At 65.6% G+C, this 15,485-nt stretch carries 15 protein-coding genes; 7 read left to right on the top strand and 8 right to left on the bottom strand.

All coding sequences use genetic code 11. The features are described 5' to 3' along the window. Nucleotides 1–11: 11 nt before the first annotated feature. Nucleotides 12–857: an ABC transporter permease gene (locus tag MVF96_RS22165; RefSeq protein ID WP_058252273.1), complete on the bottom strand. Its 846-nt coding sequence runs from the start codon at nucleotides 855–857 to the stop codon at nucleotides 12–14. After that, entirely contained in the window at nucleotides 857–1,891 is a 1,035-nt protein-coding gene (locus MVF96_RS22160) for an ATP-binding cassette domain-containing protein (RefSeq protein ID WP_058252272.1), read from the bottom strand. The genes MVF96_RS22165 and MVF96_RS22160 overlap by 1 nt, the downstream gene beginning before the upstream one ends. A 281-nt stretch (nucleotides 1,892–2,172) precedes the next feature. Between MVF96_RS22160 and MVF96_RS22155 the strand changes: the two genes are divergently transcribed. Genes MVF96_RS22155 through MVF96_RS22140 form a run of 4 tightly spaced genes read left to right on the top strand, consistent with a single transcriptional unit; the run spans nucleotide 2,173 to nucleotide 5,223 of the window. Next, a complete protein-coding gene (locus MVF96_RS22155) occupies nucleotides 2,173–2,574 on the top strand; it encodes a TOBE domain-containing protein (RefSeq protein WP_247450527.1) in 402 nt (133 codons plus the stop codon). Then, nucleotides 2,571–3,326: a molybdate ABC transporter substrate-binding protein gene (modA, locus tag MVF96_RS22150; RefSeq protein WP_247450526.1), complete on the top strand. Its 756-nt coding sequence runs from the start codon at nucleotides 2,571–2,573 to the stop codon at nucleotides 3,324–3,326. The genes MVF96_RS22155 and modA overlap by 4 nt, the downstream gene beginning before the upstream one ends. Continuing rightward, nucleotides 3,323–4,138: an ABC transporter permease gene (locus tag MVF96_RS22145; RefSeq protein WP_082652945.1), complete on the top strand. Its 816-nt coding sequence runs from the start codon at nucleotides 3,323–3,325 to the stop codon at nucleotides 4,136–4,138. The genes modA and MVF96_RS22145 overlap by 4 nt, the downstream gene beginning before the upstream one ends. Continuing rightward, entirely contained in the window at nucleotides 4,135–5,223 is a 1,089-nt protein-coding gene (locus MVF96_RS22140; RefSeq protein WP_247450523.1) for a sulfate/molybdate ABC transporter ATP-binding protein, read from the top strand. The genes MVF96_RS22145 and MVF96_RS22140 overlap by 4 nt, the downstream gene beginning before the upstream one ends. Before the next feature lie 585 nt (nucleotides 5,224–5,808). On the opposite strand, the gene MVF96_RS22135 is transcribed toward MVF96_RS22140, so the two are convergent. The 6 genes from MVF96_RS22135 to MVF96_RS22110 all read right to left on the bottom strand — a co-directional run bounded on the left by MVF96_RS22135 (nucleotide 5,809) and on the right by MVF96_RS22110 (nucleotide 11,150). Continuing rightward, nucleotides 5,809–6,339 carry an acetyltransferase gene (locus MVF96_RS22135; RefSeq protein ID WP_247450521.1) on the bottom strand — a complete coding sequence of 177 codons (531 nt, stop codon included), beginning with the start codon at nucleotides 6,337–6,339 and terminating at the stop codon, nucleotides 5,809–5,811. A gap of 186 nt (nucleotides 6,340–6,525) precedes the next feature. Further along, nucleotides 6,526–7,683: a hypothetical protein gene (locus MVF96_RS22130; RefSeq protein WP_247450518.1), complete on the bottom strand. Its 1,158-nt coding sequence runs from the start codon at nucleotides 7,681–7,683 to the stop codon at nucleotides 6,526–6,528. Nucleotides 7,684–7,710: 27 nt separating this feature from the next. Then, nucleotides 7,711–8,136: a hypothetical protein gene (locus tag MVF96_RS22125; RefSeq protein WP_189340106.1), complete on the bottom strand. Its 426-nt coding sequence runs from the start codon at nucleotides 8,134–8,136 to the stop codon at nucleotides 7,711–7,713. Between the two features lie 144 nt (nucleotides 8,137–8,280). Continuing rightward, the gene (locus MVF96_RS22120) at nucleotides 8,281–9,204 is read right to left on the bottom strand and encodes an adenylate/guanylate cyclase domain-containing protein (RefSeq protein WP_247450516.1); all 924 of its coding nucleotides are present in this window, start codon (nucleotides 9,202–9,204) and stop codon (nucleotides 8,281–8,283) included. 65 nt (nucleotides 9,205–9,269) lie between these two features. After that, complete coding sequence (locus tag MVF96_RS22115) at nucleotides 9,270–9,887, bottom strand: TetR/AcrR family transcriptional regulator (RefSeq protein WP_247450514.1); 618 nt, start codon at nucleotides 9,885–9,887, stop codon at nucleotides 9,270–9,272. A 90-nt stretch (nucleotides 9,888–9,977) separates the two neighbouring features. After that, complete coding sequence (locus MVF96_RS22110) at nucleotides 9,978–11,150, bottom strand: TetR/AcrR family transcriptional regulator (protein WP_247450511.1); 1,173 nt, start codon at nucleotides 11,148–11,150, stop codon at nucleotides 9,978–9,980. 129 nt (nucleotides 11,151–11,279) lie between these two features. Between MVF96_RS22110 and MVF96_RS22105 the strand changes: the two genes are divergently transcribed. The 3 genes from MVF96_RS22105 (at nucleotide 11,280) to MVF96_RS22090 (ending at nucleotide 15,484) form a co-directional block, all read left to right on the top strand. Beyond that, entirely contained in the window at nucleotides 11,280–12,491 is a 1,212-nt protein-coding gene (locus MVF96_RS22105) for an acetyl-CoA C-acetyltransferase (RefSeq protein ID WP_058252264.1), read from the top strand. 47 nt (nucleotides 12,492–12,538) lie between these two features. Next, the gene (locus MVF96_RS22100; protein WP_247450509.1) at nucleotides 12,539–14,740 is read left to right on the top strand and encodes a 3-hydroxyacyl-CoA dehydrogenase NAD-binding domain-containing protein; all 2,202 of its coding nucleotides are present in this window, start codon (nucleotides 12,539–12,541) and stop codon (nucleotides 14,738–14,740) included. A gap of 381 nt (nucleotides 14,741–15,121) precedes the next feature. Further along, nucleotides 15,122–15,484: a hypothetical protein gene (locus MVF96_RS22090; RefSeq protein ID WP_247452184.1), complete on the top strand. Its 363-nt coding sequence runs from the start codon at nucleotides 15,122–15,124 to the stop codon at nucleotides 15,482–15,484. Nucleotide 15,485: the final 1 nt, after the last annotated feature.

The raw sequence follows: 15,485 nt of genomic DNA, 5'->3' as shown, positions 1-15,485 counted from the left end.
CGGGTGGTGGTCTAGTCCGAGGTTCGCTTGTTGTAGGCGCGCAGCGCGAACGGCGCGAAGATGAGCGTCAGCGCGACCGTCCAGATCAGGGTGGCGAGGACCGGATATTGCAGCGGGAGAGCCGCATCCGGACCGAATGCCGGGCCGTTACCCCACAGCACACGCAATGCCTGGACCAGTGACGACATCGGGTTCCATTCGGCGATCGTCCGGAGCCAGGTGGGCATCGGCTCGGTCGGGACGAACGCGTTCGACAGGAACGTGATCGGGAACAGGACCGAGAACATGAAGCCGTTGACGGCCTCGACCGTCCGCAGCCACGAACCGATGAGGATGCCGAACCAGATCATCGCGAAGCCGAAGAGCAGGAGCAGCGCGAATGCGAGGACCGCCTCACCGAACGAGCCCCGGATCCGCCAGCCGATGGCCAGGCCGGTCACGGCCATGACGACGATGCCGATCGAACTGTGGAGCAGGCTGGCGATACTGCGTCCGATCAACACCGACGACCGTTGGATGGGCAGTGACCGGAACCGGTCGATGATGCCCTTCTCGAGGTCGGCGGTGATACCCGTGGACACGATGAACGCGGTGAACACGATCGTCTGACCCATGATGCCCGGGAGCAGGAACTCCTTGTACGACGCCGAGTCGGTCTGGATCGACGCGCCGAACACGTACGCGAACAGCAGCACGAACATGATCGGCTGAATGGTCACGTCGGAGAGCATCTCCGGCATTCGTTTGGTGTGGATCATGTTGCGCTTCACCATGATCCAGGCCTGTTGCCAGATCGTGGTGGGGTGGATCCGCGGCTTGTCCGCGACCACAGCGTGGGTCTGTGCCGTGGTGGTCATCAGGAACGCTCCTCGTCGGTGGTGTTGTCGGTGTCGTCGGTGTTGCTCGACTCCTCGGCGCGGTGGCCGGTGAGGGAGAGGAAGACGTCGTCGAGGCTCGGCCGGGAGAGTCCGAAGTCGTCGACGGAGATGCCACTCTCGTCGAACCAGGCGGCGACGCGGGGCAGGTCGCCCAGGCCGGCTGCGGCTGTCGTGAGCCGGCGGGCCGCCACGTCGACGAACACCTCCGCCCCGTTCTTGCGCAACAGCGACTCGGCGGTCGTCAGGTCGTCGGCGTGCGAGACGGTCAGCACCAGGCTGGCCGAACCGGCCTGCTCCTTGAGCTGCAGTGACGTGCCGTGCGCGATGATGGTGCCCTTGTCGATGACGACGATGTCGTCGGCGAGTTGGTCGGCCTCCTCGAGATACTGCGTGGTGAGCAGCAACGTGGTTCCGTCGGCGACCAGATCGCGTAGGACGTCCCAGAGTTCGGAACGGCTGCGCGGGTCGAGGCCGGTGGTCGGCTCGTCGAGGAAGAGCACCGGTGGCGTGGCCAGCAGGCTGACCGCGAGGTCGAGTCGACGGCGCATTCCGCCGGAGTAGGACTTGACCTGTTTGTCACCGGCCTCTGAGAGGGAGAACTGCTCGAGGAGTTCCTCCGATCGACGTGCGAGGGTCTTGCGTCCGATGCCGTACAGACCGCCGATCATGCGGAGGTTCTCGCGGCCGGTCAGGATCTCGTCGACCGTGGCCGCCTGGCCGGTGAGGCCCATGTTCTGGCGGACCATCCCGGGCTGTTCCCGCACGTCGTAGCCGGCGATGCGGGCTGTCCCGCTCGTGGGCGGCGACAGGGTGGTCATCATTCGGACGGTGGTGGTCTTGCCGGCGCCGTTGGGGCCCAGCAGGCCGAGCACGGAACCCCGCGGCACGGTGAAACTGACGCCGTCGACCGCCGTGAAATCGCCGAAGCGTTTCACCAGGTCGATGGCCTCGATGGCGACATCGGCCGTCGCGACTTCTCCCGGTGCGGTGGTGGGAACTGTGACTGAGCTCATGTTTCTCCACGGTATAGAGGGGGTGTGACAGCCGCGACCGAATTACGTGGCGCGCGGGTGACGTCAGGGAACAATTCAGGGCATGTTCGGGGTGTGGCGATCTCGTACTCGAAGTCAGACCGTCTGCCCGCACCGAATTCATCGGTTGCGGGGCTGCGAATCCGACGGTCGGACCGAAACCGAGCGTAAGACTTCAAGTTGAGTTGAAGTCAACCTTTTTGAGATCCGTGCCTGCGGATGCCGGAGACCGATATCTCCGCATATGCGGATAGGATGTCGTCGTGACCGCTATTCGGATCAAAGACGCAGCCACTCTGCTCGGCGTCAGTGACGACACGGTTCGACGGTGGGTGGCCACCGGCGTCTTGGAACAGTCCGATGGCGGACCGGTCGCCACCGTTGATGGCGCACGGCTCGCCGCGCTGGCCCGCGAGCGCGCGGTGGCACCGGACGACGGGGCATCGGTCGGACGCTCGGCGCGTAATCGGTTCACCGGTCTCGTCACCGATGTCCGCACGGACGCGGTGATGGCTCAGGTGACCCTGCAATGCGGTCCGTTCGAGGTGACGTCGTTGATGAGTGCGAACGCAGTTCACGAACTCGATCTACGGCCCGGCGTCGTGGCCACGGCCGTCGTCAAGGCGACGACGGTGATCGTCGAGACCAACAGGGAGGCCAGATGAGGAGGTCCATCGTCGCGGTCGCCGCGGCCGGACTGCTGATCGTGGCAGGGTGCTCGTCCGGTGGCTCAGATGCCGGCGGGTCTGCGGCCTCGACCCTCGACATCTCGGCGGCGGCGTCGCTGAAGACGACGTTCACGGCGATCGCCGATGAGTTCGAGGCACAGCACGACGGCGTCACGGTACGACTCTCGTTCGACGGATCGTCGACGCTGGCCAACCAGATCCAGCAGGGGGCGCCGGCCGATGTGTTCGCGAGCGCCGACGAGAAGAACATGCGCAAGCTGGGTGATCTCGCCGTCGACCCGGCGGTCTTCGCCACCAACACACTCGTGATCGTCACGGCGCCGGGCAATCCCCGCGGGATCCGGTCATTCTCCGATCTGAACAAGCCTGACGTCACGACGGTCATCTGCCAGTCGGCTCAACCGTGCGGCGCCGCGACCGAGACCGTCGAGCGCAACACCGGTGTCACCATCGACGCCGCCTCGGAGGAACAGTCGGTGAGCGCGGTGCTGACCAAGGTGACGACCGGCCAAGCGGATGCGGGCGTGGTGTATGTGACCGACGCGCGCGGAGCCGGCGACAGGGTGGCCACCGTGACCGATCCGGCATTCGCCGCCGTGGTCAACTCCTATCCGATCGCGGCGCTCGCCGGCGCCGGGGATGGCGAACTCGCCACGCAGTTCGTCGACCTCGTCCTGGGCGCGGACGGTCAGCGCTTCCTGCGCGACGCCGGGTTCGGGGCGCCTTGAGCACGGTCCTTCGTTCCCGACGGGACCCGGCGGGGTTGCCCGGTTGGACGTACGGCTTGGCACTGATCGGCGTCGTGTTGATCGTGCTACCTCCGCTGGCGCTGCTCTTCCGTTCGCCGTGGGGCACCTTCGTCGACCAGATCTCGTCGCCCTCGTCGCTCGACGCGCTGCGGTTGTCACTGATCACCGCCGCGTGCAGCACCGCCATCTGCCTGATGGTCGGGGTGCCGATGGCACTGGTGTTCGCGCGATACGACGGTCCGGTGATCCGGGTGCTCCGCGCACTCGTGTTGTTGCCCTTGGTCTTACCGCCCGTGGTCGGTGGTCTTGCCCTGCTGTACACCTTCGGCCGGCTCGGGGTCGTCGGTGAACATCTGCATGCGGCCGGCATCGACATCGCTTTCACGACAACGGCGGTGGTACTGGCGCAGAGTTTCGTCGCACTGCCCTTCCTCGTGATCAGCGTCGAGGGCGCGGTGCGCGTCGTCGGGACGCGATACGAGGAGGTCGCCGCGACCCTGGGTGCGGGGCCGACTCGGACGCTCTGGCGGGTCACGCTCCCGTTGGTCCTGCCGTCTCTGTTCGCGGGTCTCGTGCTCGCGTTCGCGCGGGCGCTGGGCGAGTTCGGTGCGACGATCACGTTCGCCGGCAACGCGCCCGGGGTGACCCAGACCGCGCCACTTGCGATCTATGTGTCGGCCATCGACGACCCACAGGCCGCGATCCCGTTGTCGCTCATCCTGGTTGTCGTATCCCTGATCGTGGTCGTCGGAGTGCACAGCCGCCGTTCGCGCGTCGGGGGTGGTTTGTGACCGGCGCGGATCTGGAGGTGATCATCGACCTCGAGGTGCCCGCGTTGCGGGTCGAGCACCGGTTCGCCGCGGGCGCGACCACCGCGGTCGTCGGGCCCAACGGCGCCGGCAAGTCGACGATGCTGCGCGCGATCGCCGGGCTGGTGCGCGGCGACCATCGGTCCCGGATAGTGCTCGGCGACAGGGTGTTCTGTGACGCGACGACCTTCGTGCCGCCCAGTCGGCGCGGAATCGCATTACTGTCGCAGGACGCGCGGCTGTTCCCGCATCTGACGGTCGCCGACAACGTGGCGTTCGCGCCCTCGGCGCAGCGTCTCTCGAGGTCGGAGATCAGGGCGCGAGTGGAACGCTGGCTGACGGCAACGGAGGTCACCGACCTCGCCGACCGTAAACCGCACCAGCTCTCCGGCGGCCAGTCGCAGCGGGTTGCCATCGCCCGAGCGCTGGCGGCGCAGCCGCGAATCCTGCTGCTGGATGAACCGTTTCGGGCCCTGGACGTCGACGTCGCGAGCCGATTGCGAGCGCTGTTGCGCACACTTCTCGCCGATCGGGACCGCACGACGATCATGGTCACCCATGACCCGGTGGACGCCCTCGGGTTGGCCGACGGCATCCTGGTCCTCGAGGACGGTTGCGTCGTCGAATCCGGTTCGACGCGTGCGGTTCTGGCACGACCCACCAGTCGTTTCGCGGCGTCGCTGTCCGGGCTCAACCTCTTCGTGGGCCTCCTGGACGCGGGCGACGCCGTCGTCGACGCCTCCGGCAATCGGGTCGTCGGCCGTGTCGAGGTCGATGGACCCTCACCGGGGGCCGGGGCGGCGGCCACGTTCTCGCCACGGGCCGTCGCCGTCTATCTCGAAGCGCCGCATGGCAGTCCGCGTACGACGCTGGCCGCGACCGTCCGTGACGTCGCGCCCCGGGGTGACCACGCCGTGATGACCGCCGAGGTGGGCGAGCAGATCGTCGCCGCCGAGGTGACCTGGGCGGCGGTCGCCGACCTCGGACTCGTCACCGGACTAGCGGTCTACCTGGTGGTCAAGGCGAGCGAGGTGCGGATCAGCGGCGTAGGGCCCGGTTCGCTCTGACCGGCGAACCTCAACTCGACCGATGGACTTCGATCGAAGTCTTGCGGTCGAGTTGAGGTCTGGGGGTTGGGCTTGGGTCAGGGCTTGTCCTTTCAACCGGCTATCGTGTGGCCGCAGAACAGGCCGGCGAAGAATGCGATGCCAGACGGAAGGCAGATCGCAGTGTTGACGAGGTAGCTGGTCGTGTCCGACACCGACCGTGAGAAGCGTGCTGAGAACGCTTCCGCCGGCTGGTGACCTTCGGCGTGCCTATGCCGTCCGACATACTGACGACTCATCGATCGGACTGTCCGTCCATCAAGGTTCTGGGCGAGGGACGTTGGCTTCTGACGTCGTGATTCGATTCCATACTGATCCTTGCGACTTGACGATGCGCGCCACGTCATCGTCGCGCCGAACATGAACTGCGACCACGGGCTCGACCGCGAGACGTCGATCGAAGTCTACGAGTCGGCATGAGGTTCACCGGTAGCTCTCGGCGCCGTGGTCAGGACGTGCTGGTGAAGTAGGCCAGGACCAATCCAAGTATGAAACAGAGGATCGGGTAGGTGACGAACATCGAGAACCTCCCACTGAAGTAGGTCCTCAGTTCCCGCCACTTGTTGTTGTCGTCGTCCGCAGCCAACGGTCCTCCATCTCGGTTATCTCGCTGATTACCCGGTCCCAATCGGCGATCGGGACGGTACCCGTGAACAGGGACAGCATCGAGTTCCCATCCGATCCGCGGTAGGCCAACTGTGATCGGCGAAGGCGCAACTCGCGACCCTTGGCTGTGTAGTTTCCGTCGTCCACACAGAGATAGCCGTCTCGGTGCGCACTGTGGTTCAGCACTGTAGCGTTCTCCAGTGCTGCGATGTCCAGCGTGGTATCGAGTGTGTCTAACCGAAGGACGTCAATGGGGCCCAGGTCGAGATATTGGACCACTACGTTCGAGACGAACTCTGGAACCGGACTCTCCGAACGTAGGAGGACTCGACTTGCGCTAGCTTCGTGAGCGGTCTCGGTGTCCATGTCATACCAGGCCGGTGCCGGCAAGAAGTCCAGCGTCGGCGTCGAAGCGCGGAGCGTCGCCGTGCTGCCGAGATTCACGATCGCGTACTCGATTGCAGCGATCACGTGCTTGCTCTTGTCACGACAGAGCTCCTCCGGTGAGCAGACCGAGAACAAATGCGAGGGATGCCGGCAGGCATACCAGCACGTTCTGGAGGCGGGAAGTGACATACGCGGTGTAGTAGTTGGTTGGAAGCCGCCTGGATCGATGACGAGGTCGCCCGACCCTGACCGCCTTTCTGCTGGCCATCATCAGTCGAAAATCCCTTTCACCCACTTGCCGGTTTTGGAACCGAGATTACTGCCGATCGCAGCGCCGATCCCTGCTCCAACTGCTGTACCAATCGGACCAGCGAACGATCCTATAGCTGCCCCCGCGGCCATGCCGCCGAGCACGCCGCCGCCCACCGCACCAACGCCCGAGGCGACCGCGTCTCCGCCATCCTGTTCACCGCGTTCGTACTTGCTCCATTCGTCGAACGCCGTGACCACCACGCCTCCGACCAAGGAACCGCGATAGAGATTGGTGCCGATCTTGTTGAGACGAGAGAGGTCATCCGGGGTCAATCCCGCGCGTCCCGCTGAATGGCGTCCGCCGGGGCGATCGGTGTCGTAGGCGTAGCGGATATCCTGGCCGCGTTGTTCGAGGGCGCCAAGTGCGGTGGTGACCGCGGGCCCCGCAAGCGAGCTTCCTGCAGGGAGCCCCAACGCGTTCTTGAGGTACTCCAGTCTTGAAGGATCGACGTCTGTGGGTTGCCCGGCCTTCAACTTCTCCAACTGCTCCGGGGTCAGATTCATCGCGCGGAGGAATCGCCCACGCTGCTCGGGAGTTGCGGTGCCATTGCGCACAGCGGCGGCGTCGCTCGCGGCGAGAGTCGCGTCGACGATCCCGCGGTTGACCGCGTTCGCAGCGGGTGTCATGCCGCCGAGTTCACCGACTGCGGAATTGATCGCGTCTCGGGTCGCGGTGACCGCGTTATCGGCCGCGGTGCCGAGACCGATCAGCGCGGCGTGGTGTTCGTAGGCTCGTCCCGCGTCGTACTCGGCACCCTCGGGTGCGCGACCGGCGTCGAAGTTGACGGTGTACTCGCGGCTTCCGCGGTCGAGGACGTAGCCGTCGGAGTCGGCAAGGCTGGTTCGGGTCTCGAGAGCCTTCATCGCATCGCGAATGCCGACCTGCCCGTTCGTGAGTACGGAAGCCAGATCACCGAACTCATCGGCCACACCGCGAATCCACCGGGTGAGGCCCTCGGCGCGATCATCGGCAGGACCTCGAGCCATCCCGGTCCACTGAGCACGCGTCAGGTTGAGAACGGGTTCTCCGGCCTTTGGTGCCTCGACCTCCAGATGTGCCTGCAGTCGAGTGATCCCATTCGCGATCGACGTCATGACCTCGGGGTTCCAGGACATGACGTCGTCATAGCTGGGCGGCACGACCTATTGGACCGACAGCAGAACGCTGAGCGGGACCACGTGGTCGGTCTGCTGTCCTTGCCGTGCGGGATACGCCGTGGCGTCCTTGATCGTGCTCGCACTCGCCTGATCGGTCTCGACGGTGGTGTCTTTGGCACCGAGCACCAGTTCGGAGAACGAGGAAACCGTGCCGGACACATTGGCCAGCGCGGATGCGATCCGTTCGTCCGCACCCGCCGCCACCGCGGACATATCGCTCGAAGCCCCGCGGAACTGTCCGGCGAGCTGGCTGAAGGTCGCTGTCGTACCGTCCAGTCCGGCATTGGAGGTGAGCTCCAACGCCATCAGACGGGATGCGCATCTTGAGATCTCCGTCGCTGACGCCCCGACAGCCGCTGGATCGACGATCATGTCCGACAAAATTCCCCCTTTGACTTCGCGAACCACCATAAATGTTCGACGATGACGATAGCCGGGCAGGGCGCAAACAGCTCGCCACCGTCCACAGCCATGAGTCGCTGTGACCGGCGAACCTCAACTCGACCGATTGACTTCGATCGAAGTCCATCGGTCGAAATGAGGTTCGCCAGTGGGTCAGTCGTTCAGCGGCCCGTCACGGTGTGCTTCGAGGACACGGGCCTTGAGGTGTTTGTACCCCCGAACGCGCAGTGTCGGTATCGATTTGAGGTAGAAGCGGTCGTCACCGCCGAGCTGGTCGGCGATCGCGTCGTCGATGAGTGTGGTTCCGGGACGGGCGGATCCGGCGAGGCGGGAAGCGATGTTCACCGGCTCGCCGAAGACGTCTCCGAGCCGGGCGAGGACGGAGCCGCGCGCCATGCCGACCCGCAACGGCGGAAGACTGTCGTCCGTGGAGAGCTGATGGATCTCGAGCGCGGCACTCGCGGCGGCGGGGGCGTCGTCGAAGGTGAACATCACAGCGTCGCCGAGGGTCTTGATAACGCGGCCACCATGATTTACGACCACGTCGAACGTGTCGTCTTCGAACGAACCGAGCAGGGACTCCAGGTCATTCAGATCGATGCGCCGGGAAAGGCTTGTATAGCCGACGATGTCGGCGAAGCCGACGATCAGGTCGATCTCTTCGTCGTCGGAGTGATCGGTGCGACGCTCGATGGCCTGCGCCATGTGCCGACGCCAGATGAGTTGCTGGATCTGGCCGAGCGCGAGGCTCATCTGGTCGAAGTCCCACGGCACCGCGGGGTCGTCGACGATGTCACGCAGCAGGTCGGCCTCCCACTCCGCGAGTCGGGACATCGTCTGTCCGATGGCCCGGGCCATCGCGATCTGGCTGGTCTCCGGCATCGCCGCCGAAGAGGATGCGAACATCCGGAGCGCGGCGAGGTCGCGATCGGAGAAAACCTTGTCCGAGGACGGTTGACGCACGAAACCGAATGCATTCCAAGCCTTCTCGGCGAAATCAGCGGACAGTCCGAGTTCGGCGACCAGTTCGTCGCGAGTGTAGCGGGGGCGGTCCCGCGCTTCCGAGGCGTCGTTCATCCGATCCGAGTCCCATCTCCGGCGTCGGCTCAGCATAGCGGGCAGACCGGTCCGGCAGGGTCGGTCTAACGCGCGGAGAGCATCCGAATCGTCGCGTCCGATACCGTGCGGATCACGTCGTCGAGAGACAACGGGCCACCCGGGCGGTACCAGCGCCACACACTCCCCAGGACGCCCAGTACGAGACGCGCCTGGAGCATGGCGTCCCCGTCGACGAAATCGCCGGCGTCCATTCCACGCTTGATCAGGTGTGCCCAGTTGCTCTCGATCTCGGCGACCAGTTCGCGCGACCGGACGCGTTCGGCCTCTTCTCCGTCCGACCGGCGAGGGGTACCCAGGATGACAATCTGGTTCTGGACTATTCGTCGCTGCAGCACGTCGACGGTTTCCCCGCGCAGCGATGACGCAACTGCTGAGCCGAAGGCTTCAACCGGGTCAGGAATACCGGCGGTCCCTGCTCGGAATCGCTCGATCGAATCGGCGAGCTGGATGCGCATGATGGTCAGAAGACAGTGTGCCTTCGACTCGAAATAGTGGTAGAGCGCTGTCTGTCCGATGCCGACCTCGTCGGCGATGGATGCCCACTTCGTGTGTTCGTAACCGACTGTGCCGAAGTGCTCTGTCGCGACGGTCAGGATCTGCGCGCGCTTGGATCTGGGACCGTCATCCACAGTTACCGACATCGTGACCCTCCCTTGTGCCGGACGTTACAACGTGGACAGCGTCGGGTTCATCTGAGCCGCGACCCGATTCAGCGCACTCCCTCGCGCGGATCAGAGCGCGAGCACGCCCTTCATGAGGTACGCCATCCGCGCGGCGAACTGCGGACTCTCCGAGCCGCGTCGCATGCGCACGGCGTCGTTGACGATCGAGAGCGCCGCGTGCACGGCGACCGCGCCTTGATCGCGCTTGATCTCCGGATCGACTTGCATGAGCAGATCCACCCAGCGCGCCACATAACGTCGCTGCACGTCGACGAGATCGGTGGCGCTCGCTTGTCCGGCGAGCGCGGGGGAGTTGTTGAAGCTCACCGACAGATCCGGGGTGCTGGTGATCACGTCGACATACGAATCGACGAGCGAGGCAAGCAATTTCGCGGGGTCCGAGGTGGCGCCGTAGGCCGCCATCACCCCCGCCTCCAGGCGCGCGCCGCTGCGCTGTCCGATGGCGACGAGGATGGCCAGCTTCGACGAGAAATGTTTGTAGACACTGGGACCCGCGATGCCGACGGCGCCGCCGATCTCGTCGACGCCGACGTCGGTGTAACCGCGGTCGGCGAACAACTCGGCGGCGGCGTCGAGGATCTCGTCACGCCGCGAACCGGGCACAGAGGTGACCGTCGGCGACGTCGCGAACGGCGGTGCCGCGGTGGGTCTCAGGGCGAGAATCCGACGGATGAGCTTCTCGATCTCGCCTCGTGCACGCGCCCCGGACATGCGGGTGTGGTGCACGGTGAGGCTGCCGCTGACGCTCAGCACCGCCCACGCCAGCTGCACGGCCTCACGGTCGGTCAGATCCGTGCGCCGGGCGGCGAGCGCCGACGCCCAGTGGCCGATCACCTCGCGGGTGCGGACTGCCACCAGTTTGTTCTGTTCGGTGGTGAGGTAGTTGCTGGTCCACCGCCACAGCGATGCCGCTTGGGGACGCTGGACGGCCAGGTCGCAGACCGTCGAGATCAGCGAGTTCGCGTCGACGCCGTCGGCGAGCGCCCGGTCGGTGCAGGACTCGAGATCGTCGACGCCGGCCAGGACCGCCGCGGCCAGCAGCGACTGCTTGTCGTCGAAATGCCGGTACACCGATGGCGCGGTGACGCCCGCCGAGCGCGCGATGTCGGCCAGCGAGACCTGCGCATACCCACGCTGGAGGAAGAGCGCGGCCGCGGAGTCGACGAGCTGTCGTTTGCGGTCGGCGCCCCTGGTGCGGGTGGCGGGTTTGGGGTCAGGCATGGTGAACAGACCATAGCGCACATTCGACAGAACGCCAGACCTCTTGACCACCGGGTATAGCCAAACTAGTTATTCCGCGTTAGCCTCGGTGGGTAACCAACCAGTGGTTCGTGTGAAAGGAACACTTTCGTGCCTGATCAAGCATTCATCTACGAGGCGATCCGTACGCCTCGTGGCAAGCAGCGCGGCGGTTCGCTGCACAGCGTGAAGCCGGTCGACCTGGTCTCCGGTCTCATCAACGAGGTCCTGTCGCGTCACGGCGGCCTCGATCCGGCCGACGTCAACGACGTCATCCTCGGTGTCGTCTCCCCGGTCGGCGAGCAGGGCGCGGTCATCTCGCGCACCGCCGCCCTCAACAGCGGTCTCCCCGAGACCGTCCCGGGAACCCAGATCAACCGCTTCTGCGCCTCGGGTCTGGAGGCCGTCAACCTGGCCTCGGCCAAGGTCGCCTCCGGCTTCGACGACCTGGTTCTCGCCGGTGGCGTCGAGTCGATGTCGCGCGTCCCGATGGGCAGCGACGGCGGTGCGCTGTTCACCGACCCGGCCACTGCATACGACCACTACATCGTCCCGCAGGGTATCGGTGCCGACCTGATCGCCACCATCGAGGGCTTCTCGCGCGAGGATGTCGACGCCTACGCGGCCGAGTCGCAGGCTCGTGCCGAAAAGGCATGGAACAGCGGCTACTTCACCAAGTCCGTGGTTCCGGTCAAGGACATCAACGGCGTCACCGTCCTCGATCACGACGAGCACCGTCGTCCCGGCAGCACCGTCGAGAGCCTCGGCAAGCTGAAGGCCGCCTTCGCCGCCCTGGCCGACATGGCCGGCTTCGACGACGTGGCACTGCAGAAGTACCCGAGCGTCGAGAAGATCAACCACGTCCACACCGGCGGCAACAGCTCCGGCATCGTCGACGGTTCGGGCCTCGTGCTCGTCGGCAGCGAGGAGGCGGGCAAGCGCAACGGCCTGACCCCGCGCGCCCGCGTCGTGTCCTTCGCCGAGATCGGCAGCGAGCCCACCATCATGCTCACCGGCCCGACTCCGGCCACCGAGCTGGCGCTGAAGAAGGCCGGCCTGACGGTTGACGACATCGACGTGTTCGAGCTGAACGAGGCCTTCGCCTCGGTCGTCATGAAGTGGATGAAGGATCTGAAGATCCCGCACGAGAAGGTCAACGTGAACGGTGGCGCGATCGCCATGGGTCACCCGCTCGGTGCAACCGGCGCGATGATCTACGGCACCTGCCTCGACGAGCTCGAGCGCACCGGCGGCCGCTACGGCCTGATCACCCTCTGCATCGGTGGCGGCATGGGCGTCGCGACCGTCATCGAGCGTCTCTGACCCTCCCGGCGACCACCACTTCACGAGAAAGAACTCTGCGAATCACCATGAGTGACAACATGATCAACTGGGAGAAGGACGCCGACGGCGTCGTCATCCTGACCATGGACGACCCCAACCAGGGCGCCAACACGATGAACGCGCTCTACCAGGAGTCGATGGCCGCGACCGTCGATCGCCTGGAGGCCGAGAAGGACGACATCACCGGTGTCGTCCTCACCTCCGCGAAGAAGACCTTCTTCGCCGGCGGCGACCTCAAGGACATGACGAGCGATCGCAGCGGTGTCTCCAAGGAGGAGATCGCCACGCAGATCACCGAGACCACCAACGCCATGAAGAAGGTGCTGCGTCGTCTCGAGACCCTGGGCAAGCCGGTCGTCGCGGCCATCAACGGTGCCGCGCTCGGCGGCGGCCTGGAGATCGCGCTGCACACCCACTACCGCATCGCCGCGGACGTCAAGGGTGTTCAGATCGGCCTGCCCGAGGCGACCCTCGGCCTGCTGCCCGGCGGCGGTGGCGTCGTGCGTACCGTCCGTCTGCTCGGTATCCAGAACGCCCTCATGGGTGTCCTGCTCCAGGGCCAGCGCTTCAACCCGACCAAGGCCAAGGAGACCGGCCTGGTCAACGAGGTCGTCGGCTCCATCGAGGAACTGATCCCCGCCGCGAAGGCATGGATCAAGGAGAACCCCGAGGCTCAGCAGCCGTTCGACGTCAAGGGTTACAAGATCCCGGGCGGTGCCCCCACCAACCCGGCGTTCGCCGCCAACCTCCCGGCGCTGCCGGCCTTGCTGCGCAAGCAGATCAAGGGCGCCAACATGCCGGCTCCGCGCGCTATCCTGGCCGCCGCGGTCGAGGGCGCCTACGTCGACGTCGACACCGCCGACATCATCGAGACCCGCTACTTCGTCTCGCTGGTCACCGGCCAGGTCGCGCAGAACATGATCAAGGCGTTCTTCTTCGACCTGCAGCACATCAACGGCGGCGGCTCGCGCCCCGAGGGTTACGACAAGTTCACCGCCAAGAAGGTCGGCGTCATCGGCGCCGGAATGATGGGCGCGGCAATCGCTTACGTGTCGGCGAAGGCCGGCATCGAGGTTGTCCTCAAGGACATCGACCTCGACGCCGCCAAGCGCGGCAAGGGCTACTCGGAGAAGCTCGAGGAGAAGGCTCTCGCCAAGGGCAAGACCACCCAGGAGAAGAGCGACGCGCTGCTCGCCCGTATCCACCCGACCGTCGACGCCGCCGACTTCAAGGGCGTCGACCTCGTCATCGAGGCCGCCTTCGAGTCGGTCGAGGTCAAGCACAAGGTGTTCCAGGAGATCGAGGACATCGTCGAGCCCGACGCCGTCCTGGGTTCCAACACCTCGACCCTGCCGATCACCATCCTCGCCGAGGGCGTGAAGCGGTCCGAGGACTTCATCGGTATCCACTTCTTCTCGCCGGTCGACAAGATGCCGCTGGTCGAGATCATCAAGGGTGAGAAGACCTCGGATGCCGTGCTGGCCAAGGTCATCGACTACACCCTGCAGATCCGCAAGACCCCGATCGTCGTCAACGACAGCCGTGGCTTCTTCACCAGCCGTGTCATCGGCACCTTCGTCAACGAGGCCATCGCGGCCGTCGGCGAGGGCGTCGAGCCGGCCTTCATCGAGCATGCGGGCACCCAGGCCGGCTACCCGGCCGCGCCGCTGCAGCTCATGGACGAGCTGACCCTGACCCTGCCGCAGAAGATCCGCAAGGAGACCGAGGCAGCGGCCAAGGCCGAGGGCAAGGAAGTTCCGCAGCACGGCTCGAACGCCGTCGTCGACTGGATGGTCGAGAACGGCCGCACCGCCAAGAAGGACGGCAAGGGCTTCTACGACTACGACGAGAACGGCAAGCGCACCCAGCTCTGGCCGGGCCTGCGTGAGCAGTTCAAGTCGGGCACCACGGAGATCCCGCTCGAGGACATGAAGGAGCGGATGCTCTTCGCCGAGTCCCTCGAGACCGTCAAGTGCTTCGACGAAGGTGTGCTCACCTCCGTCGAGGACGCCAACATCGGTTCGATCTTCGGCATCGGCTTCCCCGCCTGGACCGGTGGTGTCATCCAGTACATCAACGGTTACGAGGGTGGCGTGCCCGGCTTCGTCGCGCGTGCCAAGGAACTCGCGGGCAAGTACGGCAAGCACTTCGAGCCGCCGGCCTCGCTGGTCGAGAAGGCCGAGCAGGGTGTCACCAAGCTGACCAACGAAAACCTCGCTGCGAAGTAGGGATTTCGCTGGGTGACCAGCAGACAACAAGGGCCCCGGCCGGATTCGTTCCGGTCGGGGCCCTTGTCGTCCCGCGCATCGACTTCCGTCCCATCTGGTGAGCTCAAGAGGCGGGACGGAAACTCATACGCGCGAAGCTCAATCCTCCGACGGCGCCTCGGCACCTCCGACGCTGAGCACGACGCGGGCACCGTTCGGCACTGCCTCACGCTGCGGGCACTTGCGAATGCGGGTCGACTCCTCGACCCGCACCCGGCACTGGCGCAGCTGAGGCTCGTCCGACGCCTACGTCTCGATCCAGGTCGGCGCCACCGCGTTCTGACGTTCGTCGTCGCTGCGAAGGGCACGATCGAGCGCGAGCGAGCCGGCCGGATCCTCCTCTTGCTGATCGCCGCCGGCGTATTCTGGATTGCCGGCGGCCTCGCGAATGATGCAGCACGAGTAAGGTTGTGGATCGTCGCGCTTGCGATCGACTACAGTGCGCCGCTGGTTTTGTTCCGCGTTCCCGGCCGGCGTCGGCTGCCCGGGGCCACATGGGATCTGGCTGAGCGGACCGCATGGCGGATCTGCCGCGACAACCGCTGGTGGTCGGTCTTCGGAGAGAAGCGAGGGCGCAACGGCCGGCGATCAGGTCGACCCGTTCAGGACGATCCGGTCCAACGCAGCTTCACCGCTGATGCTCCAAACTGCCTGCGGCTCAGAGATATCTTCGGCAACCACACTGGCAAGGGAACCGCGGTATGAC

This window comes from Gordonia hongkongensis (assembly GCF_023078355.1).
In the GTDB taxonomy this organism is placed as follows: domain Bacteria; phylum Actinomycetota; class Actinomycetes; order Mycobacteriales; family Mycobacteriaceae; genus Gordonia; species Gordonia hongkongensis.
Note: the sequence above shows the minus strand (reverse complement) of the source record. Positions and strands in the feature narration are given on the sequence as shown.